The sequence below is a fragment of the Vibrio clamense genome (genome assembly GCF_050337905.1).
GTDB classification, from domain to species: domain Bacteria; phylum Pseudomonadota; class Gammaproteobacteria; order Enterobacterales; family Vibrionaceae; genus Vibrio; species Vibrio cortegadensis.
In genome coordinates this window covers 1-25,523 of record NZ_JAKJTJ010000022.1, presented here as the reverse complement: position 1 = coordinate 25,523, position 25,523 = coordinate 1, and the positions used below count along the sequence as shown (strand labels likewise).

The 25,523-nt window shown below is 42.2% G+C and carries 17 protein-coding genes; 8 read left to right on the top strand and 9 right to left on the bottom strand.

Translation table 11 applies throughout. The features are described 5' to 3' along the window. Positions 1 to 135 precede the first annotated feature (135 nt). The 3 genes from L4C39_RS09450 to L4C39_RS09440 all read right to left on the bottom strand — a co-directional run bounded on the left by L4C39_RS09450 (position 136) and on the right by L4C39_RS09440 (position 4,681). Positions 136 to 579, bottom strand: a complete 444-nt coding sequence (locus tag L4C39_RS09450; protein WP_429745556.1) for a hypothetical protein — start codon at positions 577 to 579, stop codon at positions 136 to 138. 129 nt (positions 580 to 708) lie between these two features. After that, positions 709 to 1,488 carry a class I SAM-dependent methyltransferase gene (locus L4C39_RS09445; protein ID WP_371711801.1) on the bottom strand — a complete coding sequence of 260 codons (780 nt, stop codon included), beginning with the start codon at positions 1,486 to 1,488 and terminating at the stop codon, positions 709 to 711. A 55-nt stretch (positions 1,489 to 1,543) separates the two neighbouring features. After that, a complete protein-coding gene (locus tag L4C39_RS09440) occupies positions 1,544 to 4,681 on the bottom strand; it encodes an EAL domain-containing protein (protein ID WP_429745554.1) in 3,138 nt (1,045 codons plus the stop codon). A 105-nt stretch (positions 4,682 to 4,786) separates the two neighbouring features. Here L4C39_RS09440 and asnC point away from each other — a divergent pair, with 105 nt between their 5' ends. Continuing rightward, positions 4,787 to 5,251 carry a transcriptional regulator AsnC gene (asnC, locus tag L4C39_RS09435; RefSeq protein ID WP_113796138.1) on the top strand — a complete coding sequence of 155 codons (465 nt, stop codon included), beginning with the start codon at positions 4,787 to 4,789 and terminating at the stop codon, positions 5,249 to 5,251. An 87-nt stretch (positions 5,252 to 5,338) separates the two neighbouring features. On the opposite strand, the gene prlC is transcribed toward asnC, so the two are convergent. Next, positions 5,339 to 7,381, bottom strand: coding sequence for an oligopeptidase A (gene prlC / locus L4C39_RS09430; protein WP_429745552.1), 2,043 nt, complete (start codon positions 7,379 to 7,381; stop codon positions 5,339 to 5,341). 160 nt (positions 7,382 to 7,541) lie between these two features. On the opposite strand from prlC, the gene L4C39_RS09425 reads away from it, so the two are divergent. The 7 genes from L4C39_RS09425 to L4C39_RS09395 all read left to right on the top strand — a co-directional run bounded on the left by L4C39_RS09425 (position 7,542) and on the right by L4C39_RS09395 (position 17,791). Further along, entirely contained in the window at positions 7,542 to 8,396 is an 855-nt protein-coding gene (locus tag L4C39_RS09425) for a 23S rRNA (adenine(2030)-N(6))-methyltransferase RlmJ (protein ID WP_429745550.1), read from the top strand. A gap of 102 nt (positions 8,397 to 8,498) precedes the next feature. Continuing rightward, positions 8,499 to 9,869 carry a glutathione-disulfide reductase gene (gorA, locus tag L4C39_RS09420; protein WP_429745548.1) on the top strand — a complete coding sequence of 457 codons (1,371 nt, stop codon included), beginning with the start codon at positions 8,499 to 8,501 and terminating at the stop codon, positions 9,867 to 9,869. A gap of 155 nt (positions 9,870 to 10,024) precedes the next feature. Then, entirely contained in the window at positions 10,025 to 11,347 is a 1,323-nt protein-coding gene (locus L4C39_RS09415; RefSeq protein WP_113796132.1) for a serine/threonine protein kinase, read from the top strand. Positions 11,348 to 11,369: 22 nt separating this feature from the next. After that, entirely contained in the window at positions 11,370 to 12,809 is a 1,440-nt protein-coding gene (locus L4C39_RS09410; RefSeq protein ID WP_429745546.1) for a chromosome partitioning protein ParA, read from the top strand. Continuing rightward, positions 12,809 to 13,372: a sigma-70 family RNA polymerase sigma factor gene (locus L4C39_RS09405; RefSeq protein WP_113796128.1), complete on the top strand. Its 564-nt coding sequence runs from the start codon at positions 12,809 to 12,811 to the stop codon at positions 13,370 to 13,372. The genes L4C39_RS09410 and L4C39_RS09405 overlap by 1 nt, the downstream gene beginning before the upstream one ends. Positions 13,373 to 13,401: 29 nt before the next feature. Then, positions 13,402 to 14,964 (top strand): hypothetical protein, encoded by a 1,563-nt coding sequence (locus L4C39_RS09400; protein WP_429745543.1) that lies wholly within the window; start codon positions 13,402 to 13,404, stop codon positions 14,962 to 14,964. A gap of 190 nt (positions 14,965 to 15,154) precedes the next feature. Continuing rightward, on the top strand, positions 15,155 to 17,791 hold the full coding sequence (locus L4C39_RS09395) for a hypothetical protein (RefSeq protein ID WP_429745541.1): 2,637 nt from the start codon (positions 15,155 to 15,157) through the stop codon (positions 17,789 to 17,791). 74 nt (positions 17,792 to 17,865) lie between these two features. Here the strand turns inward: L4C39_RS09395 and L4C39_RS09390 are convergent, their stop codons facing one another. From L4C39_RS09390 to L4C39_RS09370, 5 genes are all read right to left on the bottom strand, one after another. Next, positions 17,866 to 18,819 carry an SPOR domain-containing protein gene (locus L4C39_RS09390; RefSeq protein ID WP_429745539.1) on the bottom strand — a complete coding sequence of 318 codons (954 nt, stop codon included), beginning with the start codon at positions 18,817 to 18,819 and terminating at the stop codon, positions 17,866 to 17,868. Between the two features lie 164 nt (positions 18,820 to 18,983). After that, complete coding sequence (locus L4C39_RS09385; protein ID WP_017052087.1) at positions 18,984 to 19,928, bottom strand: ABC transporter permease; 945 nt, start codon at positions 19,926 to 19,928, stop codon at positions 18,984 to 18,986. Positions 19,929 to 19,930: 2 nt separating this feature from the next. Next, complete coding sequence (locus L4C39_RS09380; RefSeq protein WP_113796120.1) at positions 19,931 to 20,908, bottom strand: ABC transporter permease; 978 nt, start codon at positions 20,906 to 20,908, stop codon at positions 19,931 to 19,933. Between the two features lie 151 nt (positions 20,909 to 21,059). Next, entirely contained in the window at positions 21,060 to 22,613 is a 1,554-nt protein-coding gene (locus L4C39_RS09375) for an ABC transporter substrate-binding protein (RefSeq protein WP_017052085.1), read from the bottom strand. 110 nt (positions 22,614 to 22,723) lie between these two features. Beyond that, positions 22,724 to 24,439 (bottom strand): dipeptide ABC transporter ATP-binding protein, encoded by a 1,716-nt coding sequence (locus tag L4C39_RS09370; protein WP_113796118.1) that lies wholly within the window; start codon positions 24,437 to 24,439, stop codon positions 22,724 to 22,726. Positions 24,440 to 25,523 lie beyond the last annotated feature (1,084 nt).

Sequence of the window (25,523 nt, the reverse complement as noted above, 5' to 3'; positions counted from 1 at the left end):
TACATCCCCGTAACTTTGGTTTGAGTAAGTATGTTTGGAAATCCAAATTAAAGTAAACCCAACTTGAGCCACTTAAAACGCAAAATGCCCGAGATGTCAGTCTCGGGCATTTTTATTTATTGGCTGAACTCAGCATCAATGCAATTGCGATGGCGCAGGAGCATGAATGTTCGGCACCTGAAACAATTGATTCGTCTTGGCGAACTCTAGCTCTAATTCTTGCTGTTTCTTTAAAAGCTTTTGCTGCTTTTTGAGTACTTTTTTCATCTCTTTGTAGTACTCCTTTTGTTTCTTAAGCTCTTTCTTCAATGCTTTTAATTGTGCTTCACTTTCTGGTAATGCCTTCTCTTTTAAACTTTCAGAGGATTCACGAGGAAGCTCAGTAGCGAGTTCAAACTGCTCCGTACTCATTGACTCAACACTGAGTTGAATCGATTCAGGATTACACAGCATCGCTTGAGAAGCACAAGTTCGAGCGCAAGAGCGGCAAACATATTGAGGCGAAGAGGCTGATGTTAAAATACCCTCAAGTTCGCCACGAATTTCCTGACGGGTGAGTTGGCACATCCGCTTAGTCATACTTTACCTTAGCAAGAATAATAATGATTCTTACTTAGATATACCTTCAATCATACCAATTAACAAGTCTTAAATTAGGCTCTTGGCAATTTGCGCCTCATCACGAACAGATAGAGAGCGTAAGTTTCATTAAACCATCGATGCTTTCACATAAACATCAAACCGATTTTTCTTCGTTTCAATAGCCATCGTCGGCTTTTTTTCATCCAACCAATCAGCATAATCAGGTCTTTTCACCACAACACGTTTACTGGCCAATGCAAGGGCTGGCGTTAACAAGCTATCCGCATCAAGATCAGCACCCACTAATGATTGGAAAACACGCATCTCTTTTTTGACTAGGGCTGACTTTTTCTTATTTTCAGGATGTGGGTACATAGGGTCTAAATAGACCACATCCGGTTGTTCGAAATCATCCGATGCGGCGAGTTTGTCTAGTGCATCATGACTTGAAGCGTGGATCAGGGTCATTCGGTCGCCAACCCATGTTCCTATTTCGGGATCTTGCTGAGCGCGCTCTAAACCATCATCGAGCAAAGCCGCAACCACAGGATGGCGCTCAACCATCTGAACCTTACAACCAAGCGAAGCGAGAACAAAAGCATCTCTTCCAAGCCCTGCGGTTCCATCTAAAACCGTTGGGGTAGCGCCTTTATTTAAGCCTGCCGCTTTGGCTATTGACTGTCCTTTGCCACCACCAAATTTACGTCTGTGCCCCACCGCACCGCCAATCAGGTCGACAAAAATCGCACCTAATTTGGGCTCATCCAATTTTCGTAATTCAAGGCGCTCTTGCGTCAGCACTAAAGCAAAAATACTCTGCTCATCATGAGTTAATTGCCAGCGTTGTGCCAAGGTTTGAAGTCGTGAGGATTGAGTTGGATCTTCGCAAATCAGTTGTAGCTGCAAAGTTAGGCTCCGCATGAAGTTATAGTATTAAAAAGAGTTCGCAAGTGTACCGCCATCACACGGCCTTTTCTAGGCTCAACTCACTGACTAATTCAGCGAGCGGTTTAGGTCGACCAATGACATACCCTTGGGCAAAATCGACATCTATTTCCAGAAGTTTATCGATAATTTTCGTATTTTCGACAAACTCTGCCACCGTATGTTTGCCCATCTGCTTGGCTAAATCATTGATCGCTCTTACCATGACATAATCGGTTTCATTAACGTCCATATCCCGAACGAACAGACCATCAATTTTCACGATATCCACTGGTAATTTTTTTAAATAACCAAACGATGATAAACCGGATCCAAAGTCATCTAAAGCAATGAGGCAACCCAAGGATTTCAAGCGAGTAAAGAACTCTATCGCTTGATTCATGTTACTCATGGCTGCGGTTTCAGTGATCTCTAAACAAATCTTGTCACACGGTACTGAACTTGCCGATAAGGTATGCAAAAGAAAATCAATGAACTCTTGGTTACCCATCGAGTGACCCGATAGGTTAATCGAACAGATCCCTAAGTCCGCCACTGCTTCTGGGTGCGCTTCTAACCAACTCAAGGTTTTAGTCACAACCTGTTTATCAATCAAGTGCGCAATGTTGTAACGCTCCGAAGCTGGTATAAAAATCCCAGGAGAAATATAGTCTCCTTGATGATTTTTCATTCTTACCAAGATCTCGAAGTGCATCTTCTGATTATCGTAAAGATTTAAACCTAAAATTCGCTGACCAAAAAGTTCTAGGCGATCATGAGCCAGTGCATTATGAACTAAATTCACGCACTCCATCTCTAACTGCCTACGGCGAATATCTTCATCGTCTTGGTGGTACAAACTAAAGCGGTTACGCCCTTCTTCTTTTGCAGCATGGCAAGCTGTATCTGCTTGAGCATGAACCATTTGCGAAGAGGTAACAGTATGATCAATGAGTCGAACGCCAATTGAGCAGGTTAAATTCAGTTTAATCTCTTCCCAAGTAAACACTTGATCACCCAAGGTTGAAATAATGTTTCGCGCCACTTTAATCGCATCAAATTCCGTACAGTCTTTGAGAAGAACGGCAAATTCATCCCCGCCCATACGCGACAAGATCGAGTTATATGGCAGAACTTCTTCCAACACTTTGGCACAGAATTTAATCGCAGCATCACCTGCATCATGCCCTGCCGTGTCATTAATCACTTTGAGTTGATCAAGGTCGAGGAACAGCATCGCATGCGTTCTCATATGATTTTCAACTTCAAGAAGCGCTTTCTTCAACTCGATATCAAAATGGTTTCGGTTGTAAGTATTGGTAAGTAAATCGTATTGAGCTTGATACTCCAATTTTTCTGACAGCGCATAAGTTTCACTAATATCCTCACCGACAATCAGTAATTCACCAGAATCATGCAGTGGTCTAATATTTTCACGCACCCATATAGTATGCCCATCAGCATGACGATATTGAATTTCACGTCGCCACACGCCTTCCATCGCTTGCTTAGGCTGAAGTAATACATGCCTTGGAATAATGGCATTCTCATCATTATAAAAAACACGTAAGCGTTGACCGAGTAACTTCCCTTGCGGGTAGCCAAGCAACTTCTCCGTAAATTGATTTACTTGTTGGATTCGGTTGTTGCTATCAAGCGTCACCATCATCACGGGCTGTAACTCGTAATAAGTCCGCAAGTTCATTTCACGCTGATGAAGTTTATCTTCTGTCAACTTGCGAGACGTAATATCCCTCGCCTCTAGCAAAACATTCGCATCCGTCTGGTCATCAGAAAGCATAGGTTTCAGCGACAACTCTAAAATAATCAGACCTTTGTTTTGCGACCACACATCCGCTTCAAAAGAGACGATACTTTTCTGACCTTGGACAAACAGCGCTTCGAGTTTTTCAGCCGTCATATTTTGCCAATGTTTATATAGCCAGAATGGTTTATCCAGTTTAATGCCTTGATGGAAAAACAGCCCTTGAAGTTTGCTATTGCTTGAAATGAGTCGCCCATGACGATCAAGCATGCCGATATACTGGAAGCTTTGATCAAATACGGACTCTAATAAGAGTTGACTCTTACGCGCGGCGACTTCACTATTTTTGATTCGTCGGAGGTAATAGACGAGAAATATGATCACTATAGACATCACGATAAACACAACACCGAACGTCTGTAGCGCTTCTTGATTTCGACTAAAAAAAGTTTCAGGCTTATTCAACAGTGCAGAATGTTCCACGTCATCAGCCATTAATTCCCAACGAACGAGTGCTTCATAATCCAACTTAATTTCAGGGGAAGCAGAGGTCACAGCTGGCAAAGGTTGGTTTAGGTTACCAAGAACCTTAAGTAGTAAATCACCCGTAGCTTTCCCTTGGATTAAGCCACTTTGCATGATCCCCCCAACCGCTCCATAACCTAACCCAAGATCATGAATAACAAACAAAGGGGCAGAAGCCACTTGGTTTAATTTTTTCCATTGCTGATTGTCACTTACCCAACCATTAATATCGCGATAGTAAACCCAAAAGAGAATGCTATTTTTTCGATCAAACGACGCTGTTCTAGCGAGAAGCTCTTCATAGGTATCTGGAACATAATGTTCAATTTTTTTCTTATAGATTGGGTTTTGTTCTATGAATTTATCAACTTGCGATCGAATTTCATGTCCGGTGACTGAATGATCAGATATAACCGTGATCTTCTCTGCATCAGGCATCAAGTCTTGAATCATCAAGATATTGCCCATCAAATTAATATCTTCCGTCACACCCGTCGCGTTCAGGCTAGCGTGCATCTCTGGACGATAATTATTGATTCCACCAAAAATAACGGGGGTGTTTTTTAATTCAGAACTTAAACGCTGCATTAAATTAAGCGCGTTATTATCACTCACGACAATCGCTTGAAATTCTTCATTTTGAAATTTGGTTTTATAGAGTTGATAAAGTTGTTCTAAATATTCAGCACTTTGGAAACGCTTCGTGTCTAAATAAACCACTCGGTAAGGGATGTTTCTTGTGTCGAGTCGAGATTGAAGCCCAGACTGAAAGGCATCAGTCCAAAAAAAGCCTTGATGGTAGGAGTGGATGATTAGTACATCTTTACTTTGTGCAGAAGCAAAAAAACTACAGAATGCGACGAAAATAAAAAAGATGGCACGCACTAATGTTATCCCAATAAAGTTATATTTGTTAATACTATCACCCCTGATGATAAAATATACTTTTACCTGTTAACATAGTCTAATTACGTAAAATAAGGAGTTAATATGCATGCATCTAATAGTCGCCTTGATGATTTAGATCGAGCGATACTCAAAACACTGATGGAAGATGCTCGGACCCCTTATGCTGAAATGGCGAAACAATTTAATGTTAGCCCCGCGACCATTCATGTTCGTATCGAGAAGATGAAAACCGCTGAGATCATTCAAGGCACAGAAGTTGTCGTTAATACCAAAAAACTCGGTTACGACGTATGCTGCTTTATCGGCATCAACCTTAATGCCGCTCGTGATTATCATTCTGCGATAGCGAAACTCAATGCCCTTGATGAAGTTGTTGAGGCTTATTACACCACTGGTGCTTACAATATTTTTGTGAAACTGATGTGTAAATCCATTGAAGAGCTGCAATTTGTTTTGATTGATAAATTACAAGCCATTGATGAAGTGCAATCCACTGAAACACTGATCTCTTTGCAAAACCCTATAAATAGAAATGTAAATCCATAATTCAACCAAACCAGAATATAAACATAGACTTAAATGCAAAAAAGAGCCACCAAAGTGACTCTTTTTTAACTAACGACACCGCCTGAATTACGCGTTAATCCCAGCATGACGCAACATGGCATCAATTTGAGGCTCGCGGCCACGGAAACGTTTAAAGAGTTCCATCGGCTCTTCGCTTCCGCCCATTTCTAGGATGTTATTAAGGAAGCTTTGACCCGTCTCTTGATTAAAAATCCCTTCCTCTTCAAATCGAGAAAAAGCATCCGCTGAAAGTACTTCTGCCCATAAATAGCTGTAGTAACCTGCGCTATAACCACCAGCAAAAATATGGCTGAAGCTATGAGAGAAGCGGTTCCATTCCAAACTTGGCAATACAGCAACTTTCGCTTTTACCTCTTGGAGCGTTTCCAACACGCGAGCACCCAACTCAGGATCAAACTCGGTATGAAGTGTGAAATCGAATAACCCAAGCTCTAGTTGACGCAAAATAAACATCGCTGACTGGAAGTTTTTCGCCGCTAACATCTTTTCTAGCATCGCTTTCGGCAGTGGTTCGTCCGTCTCAAAATGTCCTGAAATAAACGCCAATGCCTCTTCTTCCCAACACCAATTCTCTAAGAACTGGCTTGGTAGCTCAACCGCGTCCCAAGGTACGCCATTAATCCCAGAAACAGAGCCGATATCCACTTTTGTTAGCATATGGTGAATACCATGACCGGTTTCGTGGAATAGGGTCACCACTTCATCGTGCGTGAATAAGGCTGGTTTATCACCGACAGGTTTATTGAAGTTACACGTCAGGTAGGCGACGGGAGTTTGCAGATCACCAGATTCAGTCAAACGACGTACGCGACACTCATCCATCCATGCGCCACCACGTTTGTGTTCGCGAGCATATAGGTCTAAGTAGAAACTGCCGCGTAGTGTGTCGTTCGAATCAAAGATATCAAAGAAGCGAACAGAGTGATGCCAAGTATCCACGTCCTTTCGCTCTTTTACTTGCATGCCAAATACACGATTCAACACTTCGAACAATCCGCTAACGACTTTTTCTTCAGGGAAATAAGGACGCAACTCTTCATCTGAAATCTGGAATAAGTGCTGCTTCTGTTTTTCGCTGTAGTAAGGGATATCCCACAAGTTCAGCTCTGTTACGCCAAACTCTTTTTCTGCAAATTGACGTAACTCTTCAACTTCTCTTTCACCTTGTGGTTTCGCTTTTACCGCAAGATCATTTAAGAAGCCAATCACTTGAGACGTGTTTTCTGCCATTTTGGTCGCCAACGACTTTTCACTATAAGTGTTAAAACCTAGCATCCGGGAAATTTCATGGCGCAGTTTCAATTGTTCCGCAATCAGCTCAGTATTATCCCACTCGCCCGCTTTGGGACCGCGATCAGAGGCGCGCGTGACATACGCTTCATACATCTCAGCACGTAGTGCTTGGTTATCACAATACACCATCACAGGTAGGTATGATGGCATTTCAAGTGTCAGCAGGTAGCCATCAAGCTCTTTAGACTCTGCGGTTTCTTTCGCCGCTGCAATTGCTGATTCTGGCATACCCGCCAGTTCAGCCACATCGGTAATGTGTTTGTTCCAGCCCATAGTGGCATCAAGCACATTATTGGAAAACTGCGATCCTAGCTCCGACATGCGTTTGCTGATCTCACCATAGCGATGCTGCTCATCGGCAGGTAAGCCAATGCCCGAAAGCTCAAAATCACGCAGTGAATCGGTGATGGTCTTTTTCTTCGCTTGCTCTAGTGAATCAAAAGCATCACTCGCCTTGATGGCTTTATAGGCTTCAAATAGCCCTTTATGTTGCCCAACCCAAGTGCCATATTCAGACAGCAATGGTAAGCAACTCTCATAAGCATCACGCAACTCATCACTATTGACGACAGAGTTCATATGACTCACCGGCGACCAAACTTGGCTTAATTTATCATCCACATCTTCGATAGGTGCGATTACATTATCCCATGTTGGCGTGGTGTTACTTTCTAATACATCGTCAATTTTTGCTCGGCATTCAGCTATGACCGCTTCAACAGCTGGCTTGATATGCTCAGGTTGGATCTGAGAAAACGGGGGTAAATCGGTAAACGTCAGTAGTGGATTAGACATGAGGCATCCTTTTAAATTCGTCTTTTTATCATTATATACGTCTAATAAATGTAGGCAGCTTATGCAATTTTCAATAGTGGCGTATAATCATTCACATTAGTTTGTTTGGAGTATCAAATTTTGAGACTTCACGGTTCATTCAGTTAAGCGAGAAATTATTTTGCTCAGTTATCGTCACAGCTTTCATGCTGGCAACCACGCAGATGTAGTAAAACACATTGTACAAAGCCTTATCCTTAATTCTCTTAAACAAAAAGATAAGCCTTTTGTCTACCACGATACTCACTCAGGCGTTGGTCGCTACGATCTGACTCACGAATGGTCAGAAAAAACAGGTGAATACAAACAAGGTATCGCACGCTTGCACCCAATGGAGCAGGATCCAAAGGTGGACATTCCTGAAGATATTCAAAGCTACCTAGATGCCATCCGAGCATTGAATGATGGCGATGAGCTGCGTTATTACCCAGGTTCACCGCGAGTTGCCCGCGCACATTTGCGTCAGGGAGATCGTATGGTGCTGACTGAACTTCACCCGAGTGACCACCCACTGCTTGAGCAAGAATTTCATCGAGATCGCCAAGTCAGTATCTACAAAGAGGATGGTTTTCAACGTTTAAAGGGTAGCTTGCCACCGAAAGAGCGACGTGGTTTGGTTCTGATTGACCCTCCTTACGAATTAGCAAAAGAGTATCGAGATGTCGTCACGGCTATAGCACAAAGCCATAAACGCTGGGCAACGGGCATTTACGCCATTTGGTACCCTGTGGTTAATCGCTGCGACATTGAAGATATGATCGAAGGTTTGCAAGGTTTAGGGATTCGCAAAATCTTACAAATCGAGTTAGGCGTGTCGCCAGATACCAATGAACGCGGAATGACAGCATCAGGTATGATTGTGATTAATCCTCCTTGGAAGTTAGAAGCCCAAATGAATGAAATTCTACCTTACTTGAAAGAGGCCATTGCACCAGCAACTGGGCATTTCAAGGTTGAGTGGATTGTTCCTGAGTAATAGCTCCTGAATAATGAATAACTCTGGGTTGTTCCTAAGAAATACGTCCCAATCTATTCATTAATACTGAATTGAAATAAAAACTATAAAACGGAGAAAGTAATGGCAACACATTTTGATTATATCTGTATCGGTGGCGGTTCTGGTGGTATTGCATCGGCAAATCGCGCCTCTATGTACGGTGCAAAAGTCGCAATCATCGAAGCTCAAGATCTTGGTGGTACTTGTGTAAACGTAGGTTGTGTTCCGAAAAAAGTGATGTGGCACGGCGCTCAAGTCGCTGAAGCAATCAACTTATACGCAGAGGACTACGGTTTCGACGTTGAGCTTAAAGAGTTCAAATGGAACAAGATGATTGAAAACCGCCAAGCGTACATTGGCCGTATCCACCAATCTTACGACCGCGTTCTGGGCAACAACAACGTCACCGTAATCAAAGGGTTTGCTCGCTTTGTTGACACCGAAGGCGCAAATGTAAAAACGATTGAAGTCAACGGTGAGCTTTATACTGCTGATCACATCACGATTGCTGTTGGTGGTCGCCCAACGATTCCAAATATTCCAGGAGCGGAACACGGCATCGACTCAAACGGCTTCTTCGATCTGATGGAACAGCCTAAACGTGTTGCGGTTATTGGTGCGGGTTATATTGCCGTTGAAATCGCAGGTGTATTACACGCATTAGGTACAGAGACTCACCTGTTCTGCCGTAAAGAGTCACCACTACGTAGCTTCGACCCTATGATCGTCGAAACGCTGGTTGAAGTGATGAATACTGAAGGTCCAACGCTTCATACTCACTCAGTACCAAAAGAAGTGGTTAAAGAAGAAGATGGTAGCCTAACGCTTCACCTAGAAAACGGTGAAAGCCAAAACGTGGATACGCTCATTTGGGCGATCGGTCGCCACCCTACAACAGATGCAATCAACCTAGGCGTAACAGGTGTTGAAACGAACGATCGTGGTTACATCAAAGTAGACGAATACCAAGAAACTAACGTGAAAGGCATCTACTGTGTCGGTGACATCATGGAAGGTGGTATAGAGCTAACACCAGTGGCAGTGAAAGCAGGTCGCCAACTTTCTGAGCGCCTATTTAACGGACAAACAAACGCTAAGATGGACTACAAATTGGTGCCTACGGTGGTATTCAGCCACCCACCAATCGGTACGATCGGCCTAACGACTCAAGAAGCAGAAGAGAAGTACGGCAAAGACAACATCAAGGTATACACCTCTGGCTTCACGGCTATGTACACAGCGGTAACTAAGCATCGTCAACCTTGTAAGATGAAGCTAATTTGTGCAGGTGACGACGAGAAAGTTGTCGGCCTACATGGTATCGGTTTTACAGTTGATGAGATGATTCAAGGCTTTGCTGTCGCAATGAAAATGGGCGCAACTAAAGCTGATTTCGATTCAGTTGTCGCAATTCACCCTACGGGTAGTGAGGAATTCGTTACCATGCGTTAGGCGCTAATATTGAGAAAAAGGTCAGTAATTACTGACCTTTTTTTTTATTTTGTTACCTAACGCTTATTGAGAGCCGCTTTGCCATTCGAAATTAATATATTTTTCTAAAATATATTATAAACTTAGCCAAACAAAATAAAAAAATAATAGTCGTCGTGCAGCTAGGTTCCAGTTCAACTCAAGTTTTCTACAATCTGTTAGATCTTGATGAAGTCGAAAGAGAAAAGCAGTTATTTACTCTTAAGATTCATCAACCCAATCTATATAGGCAGTTACAACCTTTACTTAAAACGGTCCCTTCAGAGCCACTCACTCAGTTGCTCGGCTTCCACGCGCAACAAGCAATCAAACAAGAGTTAAATTTCTCCGATCAAATCATCGGTAAATACCAACTTCGTCAAGAGATAGGTCGAGGGGGGATGGGGATTGTCTATGCAGCAGAGAGAGCAGATCATACTTTTGAGCAGCAGTTAGCCATTAAGTTTATTCAAGCAGGGTTGACTGACATCTTAGGCAGAAGAGCACTGTTTGATGAAGCACAACTACTCGCAAGGCTCAATCATCCTTACGTGGCAAAAGTATTTGATGGCGGTGAACACCAAGGCTATCTCTATATCATCATGGAACGGGTTATTGGTGACACACTGAATGCGCACTTGGAAAGAAATAAACTGTCTAAAAAAAGAAAGTTGCTACTTTTTACTCAAATTTGCCAAGCCATTGAGCACGCCCACCAGCAACATATACTCCATGCTGATTTAAAGCCAGAGAACATCCTTGTTGATAGCGATGGAAACCCAAAGCTTTTAGATTTCAACATTACCCAAAAAGTGGCCACCAATGACAGTCACAGTGATCTTCTACTTGCGTACAGTGAGCACTATGCCAGTCCAGAGCAGATGGCTGGCGATTATTTGACGAACCAAAGCGATGTCTATTCGCTGGGGAAAATACTGTCGCTAATGTTTCCAGATGAACATCCGCGATCTGATGTTTTCTGTATCATTCAAAAAGCGACTCAAGAGCAGCCAGAGCAGAGGTATAAATCTGTTGAAAAGCTGCGTTATGATATAAAAAACATTCTCACGCATCAGCCTATTTCCATAAAACAAAATATGCCGTTTTATAGCACTCTAAGACTATTTCAGCGTAAGCCAATTCAAATGATGCTTGGGGGGTTATTAATAATATCTGCCGCGGCTTTTTCGATCACTCTCATTCAAAAAAACCACCAGTTAGAGCAAGAAAAACAGGTCGCTGAAGAGATGATGTTTGAAGTGGCCAGTTTAATGTTTCATAGCAAAGGGGATGTGAATGCACAGATGTCCGTACAGACAATGCTTGAACTCACGAGACGAAGGATCCTTGCAAACCCCAACTTACCTCAACACATAAAACAAAAGATGCTATTAGCCATGATGACGCCGGTCCCTAAAAAGAGCAGCCTCAATTGCGCGCCAAATTGCACAAAAAAATAAAACAACGTAGAAGAGAATAAACATGAAGAGTATGGCTTTGCTCGGCGCGTGTATCACACTTTTTAGTGGTATTACCCACGCTCAATCAATCCCTAGTACGGGGTATTTTATCGATGCTCCGGTTAGTGGTTTGTACTACCAAACCAGCTCAGGGCTATCTGGAGTCACCAACAAAGGGAAATACCAATATAACCCAAGTGATGTGGTGAGCTTCTTTTTAGGGAGTGATGAATCAAGTTATTTGCTGACTACGTTATCTAGCCAGAAAATCATCACCCCTAGTCTTGCGACGACTCAACCAAGCCGTAGTATCAATATCACACGCTTGCTTCTCTCACTGGATAGCACGCCATTGAATCAAGAAGAGATTGTGCTTGCTAGTCGCTTATTATCCGATCCAAACTTTCAGCAGAAGCTTAAAAATATTGATTTAAGCTTCTTAAACAGTTCAAGCCAAGATCTCGGTATTCCACTGGTTAGCGTAAAAACCGCCGTTGAGCACCTTAATCAAAGCCAAGAGTACATTCAGAAGAACTTCACTTCTGATGATGTTATCTATCAGCCACTCAATACTCGCCTAAGTAATATCATCATCAAGAAAAAAGATTGGTCAGGTAAGTTATGTGCTTATGATTTACGTTATCGAAAACATCCAAAATACACCCCGCCTTTCGGCAGCATGTCTTATCAAATTACGAATGACAGTATGATCCAATACCCTAGCGTGGGTGACTACTTTAATGGCTGTTATTTAGATCTCAATAAACAATACAAAGAGATCGTAATCGAGCCTATCGGCAACTTCGCTCAACAACAGGGCTTAGTCGGATGCGCTCAAGATGGTTGTACTCGTAATGATCTCAACGGCTTTTCGATCGAAAACTATAGCGATGAAGGAAAGTGGAAATATCGGACAGTTGCCTTAAGTTTTGACCCAAGCACCCAACTATTAATGGAGAAAGTCCAAGGGCTAGGTCCGACTGAAAAGATACAGCATAATAATCAAACTGAAATGCTTTGGTTTACCTACCCAGAAATCAAAGGTAACAACATCTCTTACCAAGGTATTTGGCAAAAAACGCAATACCTTAGCGATAACACGACTCAGCAATGTTTACTTATAAAACAGCGTAAAATATTCCTAACCGAAAAAGAAAATACAGATTGCCCAACAGATATTAGCCAGTACAGCATCGACGTCACTGACCAATATCCAGATATGTGGTGGCTAGAAAGCTCACAGGGTTCAGCGACTCTCGCTCAAATGAATATATTAGTTCGTTGGTACAACAAAGACTCCCAACCTCAATACACCACTTGGGAATATTTACCTGCTGGGGAAAGTTGGGATCAAGGTGTGCTTTATCGCTATAGACAAGAAAAAAGAATACAACAAGACGGCTCAGAGCAATTAGAGACGTTCAAAATCTCCGAGTTCAAAAAAATTGCAGGAGCAGCATAATGGCAAACTCACTGACCCAAATTATCCAACAGTGGCAATCTGGCAACAAACAAGCTGAAAGTGAACTCTATCAATTTGCCTATTTGCAACTCAGAAACATCGCCCAACAAGAGCGTGACAGAAGCGCAGTAAAACATGGCATTGATAACGAAGTGCTTGCCGACAGCGTGAATAGCACAACCGCCCTCATACATGATGCGTATTTAAAAATGAGCCACTCAGATCTCAGCGATGTATCAAACAAGCGTGAATTTTTTCTGATGGCCGCGAAAGTTATGCGCCAAATATTGATAGATAACGCACGTTCGCTCCAAGCGAAAAAACGCCAACAACTGACGTCCATTCCGAATTTGCATGACGATAAATTCGAACAACTGATTATTGTCGATAAAGCGCTGGATCGGTTTAGTGTTCAGTACCCTAGACAGTCCAATGCGTTAAAGCTGAAATATTTGATGGGTATGAGAAATCAAGAGATCAGCCAACTACTCGAATGCAGCGATAGCTTAATCGAAAAAGATCTAAAATTTTCGCGCTGTTGGCTACAGTCACGCATGGCTTAATCATTATTCAATTTAGAGCGTTAATAACAATGAACAAACGTCGGCTTCTATTATGTGTCACTTTATTCGGGAGTGCCGCTTGGTTATGGATCTCATCGACCTATAGTGAAGAGTTAACAGCAACTCTGAGTGAACGATCAAAACAGCCTCAGAGTGCGGATTCAAGCCTTGAACAACCTCACCCCGAGGTTTCAAACGCTACCTTGAATATGGTGAAAAAGAATCCAAAAAACATTCCACTTACCGAAAAGTCCGATGATGCGAATGTTCATGCTTCACCGTTAAACCAAGAACAAAAAAACTCTGAACAAGCGTTGTTAGACGCCTTTGAACCAAACAGTACGACGGTGATAGTCAGTACCGATGATAACAATGACGGAACAGGACAAAACCGAAAGCCGGAACTCAACCAACAAATTCATCAACAGCTACAAACGGTCATTTATTCATGGCAACTCACTCAAGGTAGTCCTATCAGCTATGAGTTGAACCTAAATCAGCTGTTTTCAGATCCTGATGATGATTTTTTAACGACTCGCATCGACCTCAGTGCGTCAGGGCTCTCTATATCCAATAACGGTACTTTACTCATTCAGGGCACACCCGAATTACAAGCCGAACCTTCTAGATTAACGGTATCAGTAAGAGACAGTTACCATGGTGATGATCAGCAAGCGTGGGTTTCGGCACATTTCTCACTACCAGAAGTAGAAGCATCAACTGAAGAACAAGAACATCCGCTCATTGGTGACATTGTTTATCGCTTAGAGTCAGCCAAACAGCACGCAGGAGTCAGTTACAACTATGAGGTGGTCTTCTGTGAGGCATTCAAATTCATTAATGATGTTGTTTATTACGCCAAATCAACGGCCAAAACTTCCTGCCCCAATGAAAATCAACTGCGTGACATTGGGCATTATCAAATAAACGGCAACCAACTCATTATAAGCAGTAATGAGTCTAGCTTTCATGCTCAGCAGATATGGGATTTAAAGAAAGAGTACTCATCGGTACAACAAAAAGGTGTGACGAACTATTTCACCACAATTTATGATAGTGAAAAATACGAAAGCTACACCTTACAGAAAAGTAAAGCGGCAATGGAAGCAAAAATAAACATTCATACAGGCCAATATGAATACCAATCAGCCACTTTTGATTATCTTATTCTGACACCAAAACAAGAGTATCTCCTTGTTTATGCAGGTAACTACATTTACCAGCGAGAGAATATTGGTAGCAATGGTGAGTTTATGGATTCCGACCTTAATATTCACGGTTACGATATCAGCCTCAATTGCCAATATGTCGGCCCATTTTTCCAATCTTCAGTGATGGCAGGAAAAGGTAATTACGACATTGATATCGTATCCTCAAGCACTCATCCCGAGAATACGTACTCTTTTCATTGTGGTGAGTTCCCTTCAAATCAGCGTTTTTCACTTTTCACTGATCTCACATACAGTCCCTATGATGAGTTCATTGATGGCAACGTATACAGCTATATTTTTAGACCAAAACCTGAGTACGCACATTTGTATGAGGAACTAAAAATGAATTTTGTCTACCACTCTCCAACCAGAAATAAATAGATCGATTGTCTTAAATAAAAGAAAAACGTAAAAAAGTTTACGGTTTTTTTCATGCTTTCCGTGTCTTGTTATTGCTTATGAAAACTCGTAAAAAACATGCCTTAAAGATTCTAATATCGGCTTAAAAAAATAATCAGTGGTAAACAAGGAACTGTGGGTCATCCACACCTTAAATAACAAAGGATAAATAATGAAGAAGATTACTTTGCTAGCAGCGTCAGTAGCAGTGGCACTAACAGGTTGTGGTGGCGGTTCGAGCGGTTCAGATGGCGCAGCGCCTAATGGTGTAACGATTACAGGTTTTGATGGTTACTTTAACCAAGCGGTTGTGTTTGATGATAAAAACAAAAATGGCGTTTTGGACATCAATTCAGACATCATCTTAGGGCTAACAGACTCTGAAGGTAAGCTAAGCCTATCTGACGACGAATTCCGCTCTGTGACTAGCTTAGCTTTGCAAACATTAACGCCTGGTGGCGCAAAACAAGCAGCGCTTATCGCAAGTAACCCACAACTGTTTGCTGGTAAATACACCATAGACATGGATCACCCAACTCAAGCAATGGAACATGAAGTCGTATTCAGAACTTTGCCTGGTGAAGATGTCATATCTCCTTTAACGGATCTAGTGGTACTTGAAGCAGGAGCTAACCCAACTGACGCTGACATTACCGAAGCTAAGAAAACCGTCAACGTATCATTAGGTTTACCCGAAAACAGCGAAGATGCCTTCGGAGACGTCATTGCCAATGATAGTGCAGAGCTTCATAAAACCGCTCAAATCCTAACAGAATCTAAAGCTAACGACCCTGCTGGTTATGAGGCTAACCCAACAGGTGTTGCAGAAGAAGCGACTGAAGTTGTAGAAGATAACTTAGATAAGATCGACGACGAAAACTTCAAACCGATTGTTGATGGTAACCCAACAACAGAGCCAGTAATTAACACTAAGCTTGTCGTAAGCAAAGATGCTAAAGATCATCTAAACGCGCAAGCTGATAAATTAGAGCTAACGACTCACGAAGATCTGGATATTTCTTTACCGCTTTCTTTTGAAGAAACAGCGCTATTTAGCGACGCAGATAACAACGACATCGTAATCAACGCATCAATCACAACTAAGATGCAAGAAATCATTACGGGCGTAACTTTGACTGCCGTGAATGGCGGTGACCTAGTCGTTACAGGTACGCCATCACTTATCCGTGATACTTACATCGTTACACTAGCGGCGGAAGATAAAAATTCTACAAACAAAGTTGTTGGCTCTGCAACAACAACACTTGAGTTAGAAGTTGATCTAGAAAATGAAGCTCCAAGCGTTATTGCTGATAAAAAAATAGAAATCCAATCTTGGTTTGATGAACTTGAACTCGCTCAAGGTGTCGCTCCTTCACTTGATTATGTGATTATCAGTGATCTATTTAATGATAAAGACGTACTAGCATATGATGCTTACACATCTGTGAATGGACTAGAAATATTTATCGACGATCAAAGCCAAGTTGGTGCAGACGCAACTCTTCAACTATTAAAGGCTCCAACTTACGCTTATCCCGCTGGTGAGAGTGTAACCATTACGGCTTACGATGGCGTGAATACAACTTACGTTACATTCACACTTCCTGAAATCCAAGAGCAAAATATTAAAGCCGATCCAGAAGAAGTTGCAGAATTACAAAAGTACATCACTCAACTTCTCTCTAATATGAAAGTTGGTGAAGAGATCGATGTTCATAGCATTGCGATTGACGAGTTATTTGAAGATGACTATGTCTCAGGTTCAGTAGAATACTATGTTGGCCTAGAAAACGATCAAGAAGGCGCGACAAGCATTCCCGGCGTTAAAGTAGCGATCGAAAATGATGTATACCTTAAACTCTCAGGTACACCAACCAAAGCTGTCACAAATGGCCACTTTATTATGATGGCAGGTGTAAATGTAGATAACGATGGTGAAATTATTTCAGAACCAGTTAGCTTCTCGCTACCAACAGTTGCACCAAGTGATGAGGTGACACCACCTGTCGATCCCGATCTTCACCCTCTAGTAGGTAAACCATTATATTTCGTCGAAACCCCAGAGTCTGATGATAAAGTTAAGTTGAACCGCTGTGAAACATTCTACTTAAATGACGGTAAAGTATATTTTGGTAGCGAGTCTTACAGTGGTGATGTCAATACAAGCTGCGCACCTGTATCAGATACAGCAAGCGCAACTTACAGTATTGAAGGCGACGTTATCACCATCCTAGAAGATGACTATGCCCCAATGACTCTAGAGGTTAAACACACATCTAAACTTGGTACTTCTTCACGATTTACCGTAACGAGTGTGGAGAAAGAAGATGAGGATGATGACTTCGGAACATTTGAAGCAATGACTTCTAAAGCAGAAACTGAAAGTCGCCTCAATTCAGTATCGACCGGAAGTTGGGATAACGTAGCTCAATTAACAACATTGTTTATCAATGGTGAGTATGTTGAGCTATACATCACTCCACAGATGCAAAACAAAGGTGATGGCGGTAATGATGGTATAGCAGACGCTGATTTGTTTATTGATAATCCAAATGGAGATATCACGTGTGCTGATCTACAAAACTCATTTGATACGGGGTTCTTTGGTGAGCAATGGGCAAGCTTCACTGAGGGTGATAATTGTTGGACTAATACAGAAAAATATAAATACGTAACCTTAGATTTTGACTACAAAACTAACTTTGCAAACCCAAGCTCCCACCGCATCCATTTAATGGGACTGACAGATCAGCTACCATCATTCAATATGAATATTAAATACATTGGTGATAGCTCGTACGAGTAAGCAAAAGCTAATAATTGCAGATAAACGAAGCCCCGCATTGCGGGGCTTTTTTATCACTTTGTCTTGTCTCTACACTACTTCACACACAATACGTTCAGCAATGATGACCCCTTTAGCTGGGTGACTCTTCCGTTGGTGAATAATCCTTTCTTCTGATGGCCCCAATATGGCAGATGCATTGGCCAACTGTCTTTTTCCATCACATTTGTCGCCAGTAATTTTTTCCACTCATCTTCTGTTACTAAACGCATTTTAAGTTCGCTACAAACTTCCCCTGCGTTGTCATAACTTAAACGGTTCCATGCTTTGCTGTGCTCCATATAGAACTGGTTATTATCATCCAAAACATATGGCACAACATAAGTTCGCCCGTCTACTTGCGTTTGAACTCGGACGGAAATATCGGTATTTGTGGTTAGCTCAGATGTCGCTAATACCTGCGTTGATTTAGGTTTCATTGTGTTCCGCACAGACGGTGACGCTTTTGCTTTAGGCTCTTTTGTTTTAGCACCTTTAGCTTTAAGCGCTTTATTTTTCGCGGCTGGATCGGGTTTTACTGACGGTTTAGCTTGAGGTGCTGACTTATCAACCACTCGAATAAAGGCTTCTTTATAGGCTTTAAGGCTTCTGACTTGCGAAAGCTCTTTCTTCGCATCCGGGAAGTTATCGTAAGGCCCAATCAGGCATCGATATCCATTCCCTTCGGGCTTCATCCACACGTCCGTAGATATTTTCTGGTAAAGCGGTTTCGCAGTAGCGAGAGATAACGTCTTGGCTAACATCCCACATTGAATCCAAAACGTTGGATCCTCAATGTTTTCATTCGGCAACGCCTTGCCCCATAAGCCTTTACCAATAGGGCAACTTTGGCTCAACTGTGGCAACTGATTTGCGGCAGCTTGTGTACCATCACATAAGAATGACTCTGCGTGAGAAATAGTGGTGAAACTCAAAGAAGCGGCCACTATTAAGCCTAGGCTGTAGGTTTTATTTTTAATACGTGGCTTTTTTGCCATTCTAAACTCCATACATACTCTAGCTGATTGATAGAGAAACCGTTGTTTTTTCCATACCAATCACATTCAAGGATTTGACGATAATGCGATACCCTAGATTACATGCAAAAAAAGAGCCGTAATATCTTACGGCTCTTACTTTTCATTATTAATTAGCTAACAATCCAATTATTCAGTTACCCTTTATAGATCTTAGGGTTGAATACATCTCGCAACCAGTCACCGAGTAAGTTTATTACCAACACAAGGGTAACTAAAAGTACACCTGGGAATGCGGTGATCCACCACGCGCCTGAGAAGATGTAGTTAAACCCTGTGCTAATCAAGGCACCAAGCGAAGGCTGATCAACCGGTAGGCCTAAACCAAGGAACGACAATGCCGCCTCAGACATGATGGCATTCGCTATTTGTACGGTAGAAATAACCAAAATTGGCGATAAACAGTTCGGCAAGATATGACGGAACATGATGCGTGGCGCTTTAAAGCCCATCACTCGTGCCGCTTCTACATACTCTTTCTCTTTTTCAGCCAATACCGACGCACGAATCGTACGAGCATACTGAGGCCACTCGGCAATACCGATGATCACCACCAGCATTAGCACTGCGTATTGACTATAAAAGTCACTACCAAAACTTGCCTTGAAAATCGCAGAGACAATTATCGCGACCATCATTGTCGAAAATGACAGCTGAACATCGGCAAACCGCATTAGGAAACTATCAATTCGACCACCAAAGTAACCTGATGATAGTCCAATAATAATGCCCAAGAACAGCTGTAAACCAACTGCTAAGAAGCCAATCGTTAACGACAAGCGAGAGCCGTAGAGCATAGTTGAAAGAATATCACGGCCTTGTTCATCGGTTCCGAGCAAGAAACGCTCATCCCCCTCTTCCATCCACGAAGGAGGAAGTTCGGAGTCCATGATATCAATAGAAGTCACATCATATGGGTCCATCGGTGCCACGAGTGGTGCCGCGAGAGCCATAATCAAAAAGATAGAGAAAATGGCAAAACTGAACATCGCCACTTTATCGCGTAAAAAATAATATAAAAAATCTGACTGTTTAAAACGTTCCCAAGTAGACGGGGCAACGGCAGTTTGAGTATTGCTCATGACTATGCTCCTTTACCTGTAAGATTAACGGTCGGGTTAATAATTCCGTACAACAAATCGACAATCGTATTTGTCACCACAAAAATAAGCCCAACAAAAATAACGTAAGCAGTGATCAGAGGGGTGTCCACTCGATTGATCGCTTCTAAAAATAGGAAGCCAGTACCCGGCCACTGAAACACGGTTTCGGTCAGAATGGTATAAGCCACCATGGTACCAATTTGCACACCACCAACCGTTAACACTGGAAGCAGAGTATTTTTCAGAGCATGTTGATAGTAAATTTTATTCAGAGCCAAGCCTTTCGCTTTAGCAAATTTTATATACTCAGAGCTCAACACTTCTAACATTTCAGAACGAACTAAACGAATAAACAGCGGCAGCATAATCGATGCCAACGCAATGCACGGCAACACTAAGTGTGCAAGACCGTCGAGACTAAAGAAGCCAGACTCCCAACCCAATAAATTGTACGTTTCTCCGCGTCCAAAAGAGGGAAGCCAGCCTAACTCAATAGAGAAGACATACATCAGCATAATCGCGGTCAAAAATACCGGCACGGAGATCCCGATACTACTGCCCGCCATAACGACTTTGGTAAAAAAACTCTTTGGGTGGATGGCGGTATATACACCAAGAGGTATCGATAAAAAAACAATAATCAACGCTGCGCCGAATACCAACTCTAGCGTCGCGACTAATTTATCTAAAATCACGTCAACGGCTGGACGCTTGAAGAAATAAGATGTGCCAAGATCGCCCTGAACAGCGGCGCCAATGAAACGAGTATATTTAGTAATGAAGGGATCGTTGAGACCTAACTCATCGCGCAAAGCTTGACGCTCCGACTCAGAAACAGATTGCCCAACTAACTCACGTAACGGATCACCCAGATTATCCTGAATGGAAAACGCCACCAAACTGATCACAAACATCACTATCAGTGCCTGAAACAGGCGCTTGACCAGAAACGTAAACATTCCTTGCCCCTTAACTATCCATGTATTTCTATTGCTAGAAAATATAATTCAGCCTTTAAAATGATACACCGCCCGACTGAAATAAGAGGGTATACAAAGAGTAAACAAAGAGCCGCCAAGTCGACGGCTCTTATTTAGCAAGTAATAAAGATTACTTAACTACAAGGTCGCCAAAGTAAGGCATAACCATTGGGTTAACTACCGCAGCTGCACCTACGTTAGATTTCGCACCCCAAGCTTCACTCTGCCAATGTAGTGGTACAAATGCTGCGTCTTTATAAAGTGTTGCTTCGACACCTTTCAGCATCATTGCACGTTTCGCTGCATCAGTTTCAGAGTTAGACGCTTCAACAATCGCATCCATCTCAGGGTTTGAGTAGTGACCACAGTTATATTGACCACGGCCAGTCTCTTCGTTACGAGTCATCGTTAGGAACTCATTAAAGTTCGCCGAATCTTCTGTATCTGAGTGCCAACCAATCATCATCATATCTGCAGCACAGACATCGAATTCAGGCCAGTATTGCGCTTTAGGCATGGTTTTAAGATCAACTTTAATACCAATCTTAGATAGCATTGCCGCTGATGCTTGTGCCACTTTCGCATCATTCACATAACGGTTATTTGGAGCCATCATTGTTAGAGTAAAGCCTTTCTCGTAGCCCGCCTCTTTCATTAGCTGCTTAGCTTTTTTCAGGTCGTAGCGAGGAACAAGAGATTCATCGTGTCCTGCGTAACCTGTCGGGCTTTGCTGGCCAGCTGATGTTGCAAATCCTTTCATGATCTTCTTAACGATACCTTCGTTATTGATCGCATGAACGATAGCTTGACGAACGCGCACATCTTTTAGCGCTTCGTTGCTGTTTTGGTTCATTTGGAAAGTGATGATACGTGTACCAGGAAGGGTAACCAAATCGACCCCTTTCGCATTCTTAACACGCTTGTGATCATTTGGCGCAACAGGGTGAATCATGTCCACGTCACCAGAAAGAAGTGCTGCAACACGCGTCGCATCTTCTTTAATTGGCACTAACGTTAGCTTATCTACGTTACCGTCAGACTTTGAATCCCAGTAATCATTAAAGCGTTCAAATACCACTTTAACGCCCTGCTCACGAGACGTTACGATGAACGGGCCCGTACCTGAAACGTTAGTCGATGCAAAAGAGTTACCATGCTTAACCACTTCAGATTTTTCTTTGCCATCTGACGTCTTACCTGAATAGAACTTGCTATCCATAGGGAAGATGTACGTTGCTGTTTGAAGAACCAATGGGTATGGCGCTTTTGAAATGAGTTCTACAGTGTAATCGTCAACTTTTACCAATTTTTCATACGGCGTGAAAATTGATTTAAAATCAGGTGAATTTTGAAGACGCTCGAATGTCCATACTACGTCGTCTGCGGTTAGCTCGTTACCAGAATGGAATTTTACACCTTTACGTAAGTTGAAACGGAAAGTTGTATCGTTCACACGCTCCCAGCTTTCAGCTAGGCGTGCTTCAAAGTCCATTGACTGAGAGAAGCGAACTAGAGGGTCAAATACCATGTGAGACATTTGCAGTGTGCCGCCAGATAGCTGCTCATGCGGATCAAGTGATACAGGGTCAGCTGCATAGCCAACGGTAATATCTGCTGCCGCTGCGCCAAAACTTAGGCCAGCTGCCATCAAAGCGACTGCTAACTTGCTTTTCATGGTTTTCATTGCATAACTCCTTCATGCGGGGACTTAAATCCCTATTTTATGTATTTGCTTTGTTTTATATCCAAGCGAACTTGGAACCACTGCCTTTTCTTACTTTTTTATTTCGACTTTTATGCCGATTTTACATCTTCTCTCAATCCCAAAAACTCAGGCATCAAGGAAATTAGGTGTTGGCTGTACTCATGTTGAGGGTCAGTAAATAGCTGCTCTGTTGGTGCTACTTCTAGTAATTTACCCATTTGCATCACACCTACACGATCACACATTTGACGAATAACAGGTAAATCATGACTGATGAAGAGCATTGTGAGGTTAAGTTCAGCTTGAAGGTCTTTTAACAGGTTGAGGATTTGAGCCTGTACCGACACATCCAGTGCCGAAGTCGGTTCATCACAAATTAATAGGCGTGGACGTGTTGCCAGAGCTCGGGCGATAGAAATACGCTGACGTTGACCACCAGAAAATTCATGAGGATATTTAAGCCCCGCCATTTTTCCTAACCCAACATGATCCAATAAATCATGCACAATTTGACGTGTTTCATTTTCATTGCGAGTCAATTTATGAAAACGAATCGGCTCGGCAATAATGTCAAAGATCTTCATTCGAGGGTTCATTGATGTATATGGGTTTTGGAATACCATCTGCATTTGACGACGCATTGGGCGACGTTCTTTTTCTGATTTGAGGCCAGTGAGGTCGATACCTTCAAAGGTAACGTGCCCTTCGTTAGGCTTGTACAATCCAGCAATAACCCGTGCAATGGTTGATTTACCCGACCCTGATTCACCAACTAAACCAAACGTTTCACCTTCAAACACCTCAAAGCTAACGTTATTCGAAGCTTGAACGTACTGACGGCGACTCTCAAACATCGAATCTTTAGTGATGAAGCGTAAGCTAACATTCTCAACATTTAGCAGTGGGCCAGTGTACTCACGGTGATCTTGACTTTGACCTAACCAATGATTTTTGACGTCCAGTTGCTCCATTTCATGCGCTTCTTCGATATAGCTAACAAGCGGGAATCGGTCGAGTTTTACATCTGAACGAGGGACTGCGGAAATAAGGCTGTGCGTGTAAGGATGTTCTGGTGTTCCTAAAACTTTCGCGGTTGGGCCAAACTCAACCAAATCACCACGGTACATGACCGCCACACGATCCGTCACGTTCGAAACAACACCCATATCATGGGTCACTAACATACAGCCAACGTTATTAGTCACGCATAACTCACGGATAAGGCTTAAAATCTGATCTTGAATTGAAACATCTAATGCGGTCGTTGGCTCATCAGCAATAATAAGATCGGGTTCACCAGCAAGAGCAATGGCAATAACAACACGCTGTCGCATACCGCCTGAAAATTGGTGCGGATACTGCTTTAATCGGTTTTCTGGTTGAGGAATACCCACTTGGTTCATTAGTGACAATGCACGCTCAGATGCTTCTTCATCTGTCATATCCAAGTTCGCGTGAATCGTCTCTTTTAACTGATGTTCAACGGTGAATAATGGGTTTAACGAGGTCATCGGGTCTTGAAAAATAAAACCAATCTTAGAGCCACGAACTTTACGCATCTGCTCCGGAGTTAACCCCGAAACTTTTTCACCATCTAAGAAAACCTCGCCATCAGCAATAACCCCTGGAGGACTTAATAGATCAATAACCGCGTTACCGACGGTGGACTTACCAGCGCCAGATTCCCCCACAACACCGACGATTTCACCACGTTCAATATTAAACGACAGCGATTTAACTGCCGCATGAACACCGTGACGAGAAGGGTATTCAATACGAAGATTTTTAACTTCTAAAAGTGACATTACCAGACCTCTACTGCTATGGCAGCTCTCTGCCCTGTCTGCAAAATTGGAATCCATTCACTGCCAGAACAATGTTCTGCCAATTTACAAGTCCATCAATTTGGCAAATATTTCACAGAAAAGCAACAAACATAGGATAAAAAATCGAGATTGCGCAGTTTTAAAGCACTTAATAAATATAGTTATGCCGAATTTGTGAATAAATTATCACTCTTTATTATTAAATGCTGGGCTTTCATACTTTACATTTATCTATTTTCGTACTTAATAGCCCTATTTCCTAAGAACAAGCGCCTATTCTCAGAGAAAAAACCAAACAGTTTTATTCACCATTAAGTTTTAACATTTCAAATACATAAACCATATAAAAAACTAAATACAACCAATAGGACTACCCATAAGTATAAATATAGTCATAAAAACCATATTCACATGGCGATTTAATACAAATAGTTTCAATCGAGAAAATACATAACGGGATTGTTCTCAATGAAACCAGCTTCTACACGAATGTAGAGCCGAGAAAATATTCATGAACATCAGGCGAACCCCTTCTGTTTCTCTTCTATAACCGACAACTAAAAATCATTAATTCCACTGCTCGCTAGACGAAAAAAAACCTCATCATTTCTGATGAGGTTTCTTCAAAAGTGATCAGTGAAGAGACATTCTTTGAACATCAGGCGAACCYCTTCTGTTTCTCTTCTATAGCCGAYAACTAAAAATCATTAATTCCACTGATCGCTAGACGAAAAAAAACCTCATCATTTCTGATGAGGTTTCTTCAGAGGTGATCAGTGAAGAGACATTCTTTGAACATCAGGCGAACCCCTTCTGTTTCTCTTCTATAGCCGACAACTAAAAATCATTARTTCCACTGATCGCTAGMCGAAAAAAAACTCAGCTTTCTGATGAGGTTTCTTCAGAGGTGATCAGTGAAGAGACATTCTTTGAACATCAGGCGAACCCCTTCTGTTTCTCTTCTATAGCCGATAACTAAAAATCATTAATTCCACTGATCGCTAGACGAAAAAAAACCTCATCATTTCTGATGAGGTTTCTTCAGAGGTGATCAGTGAAGAGA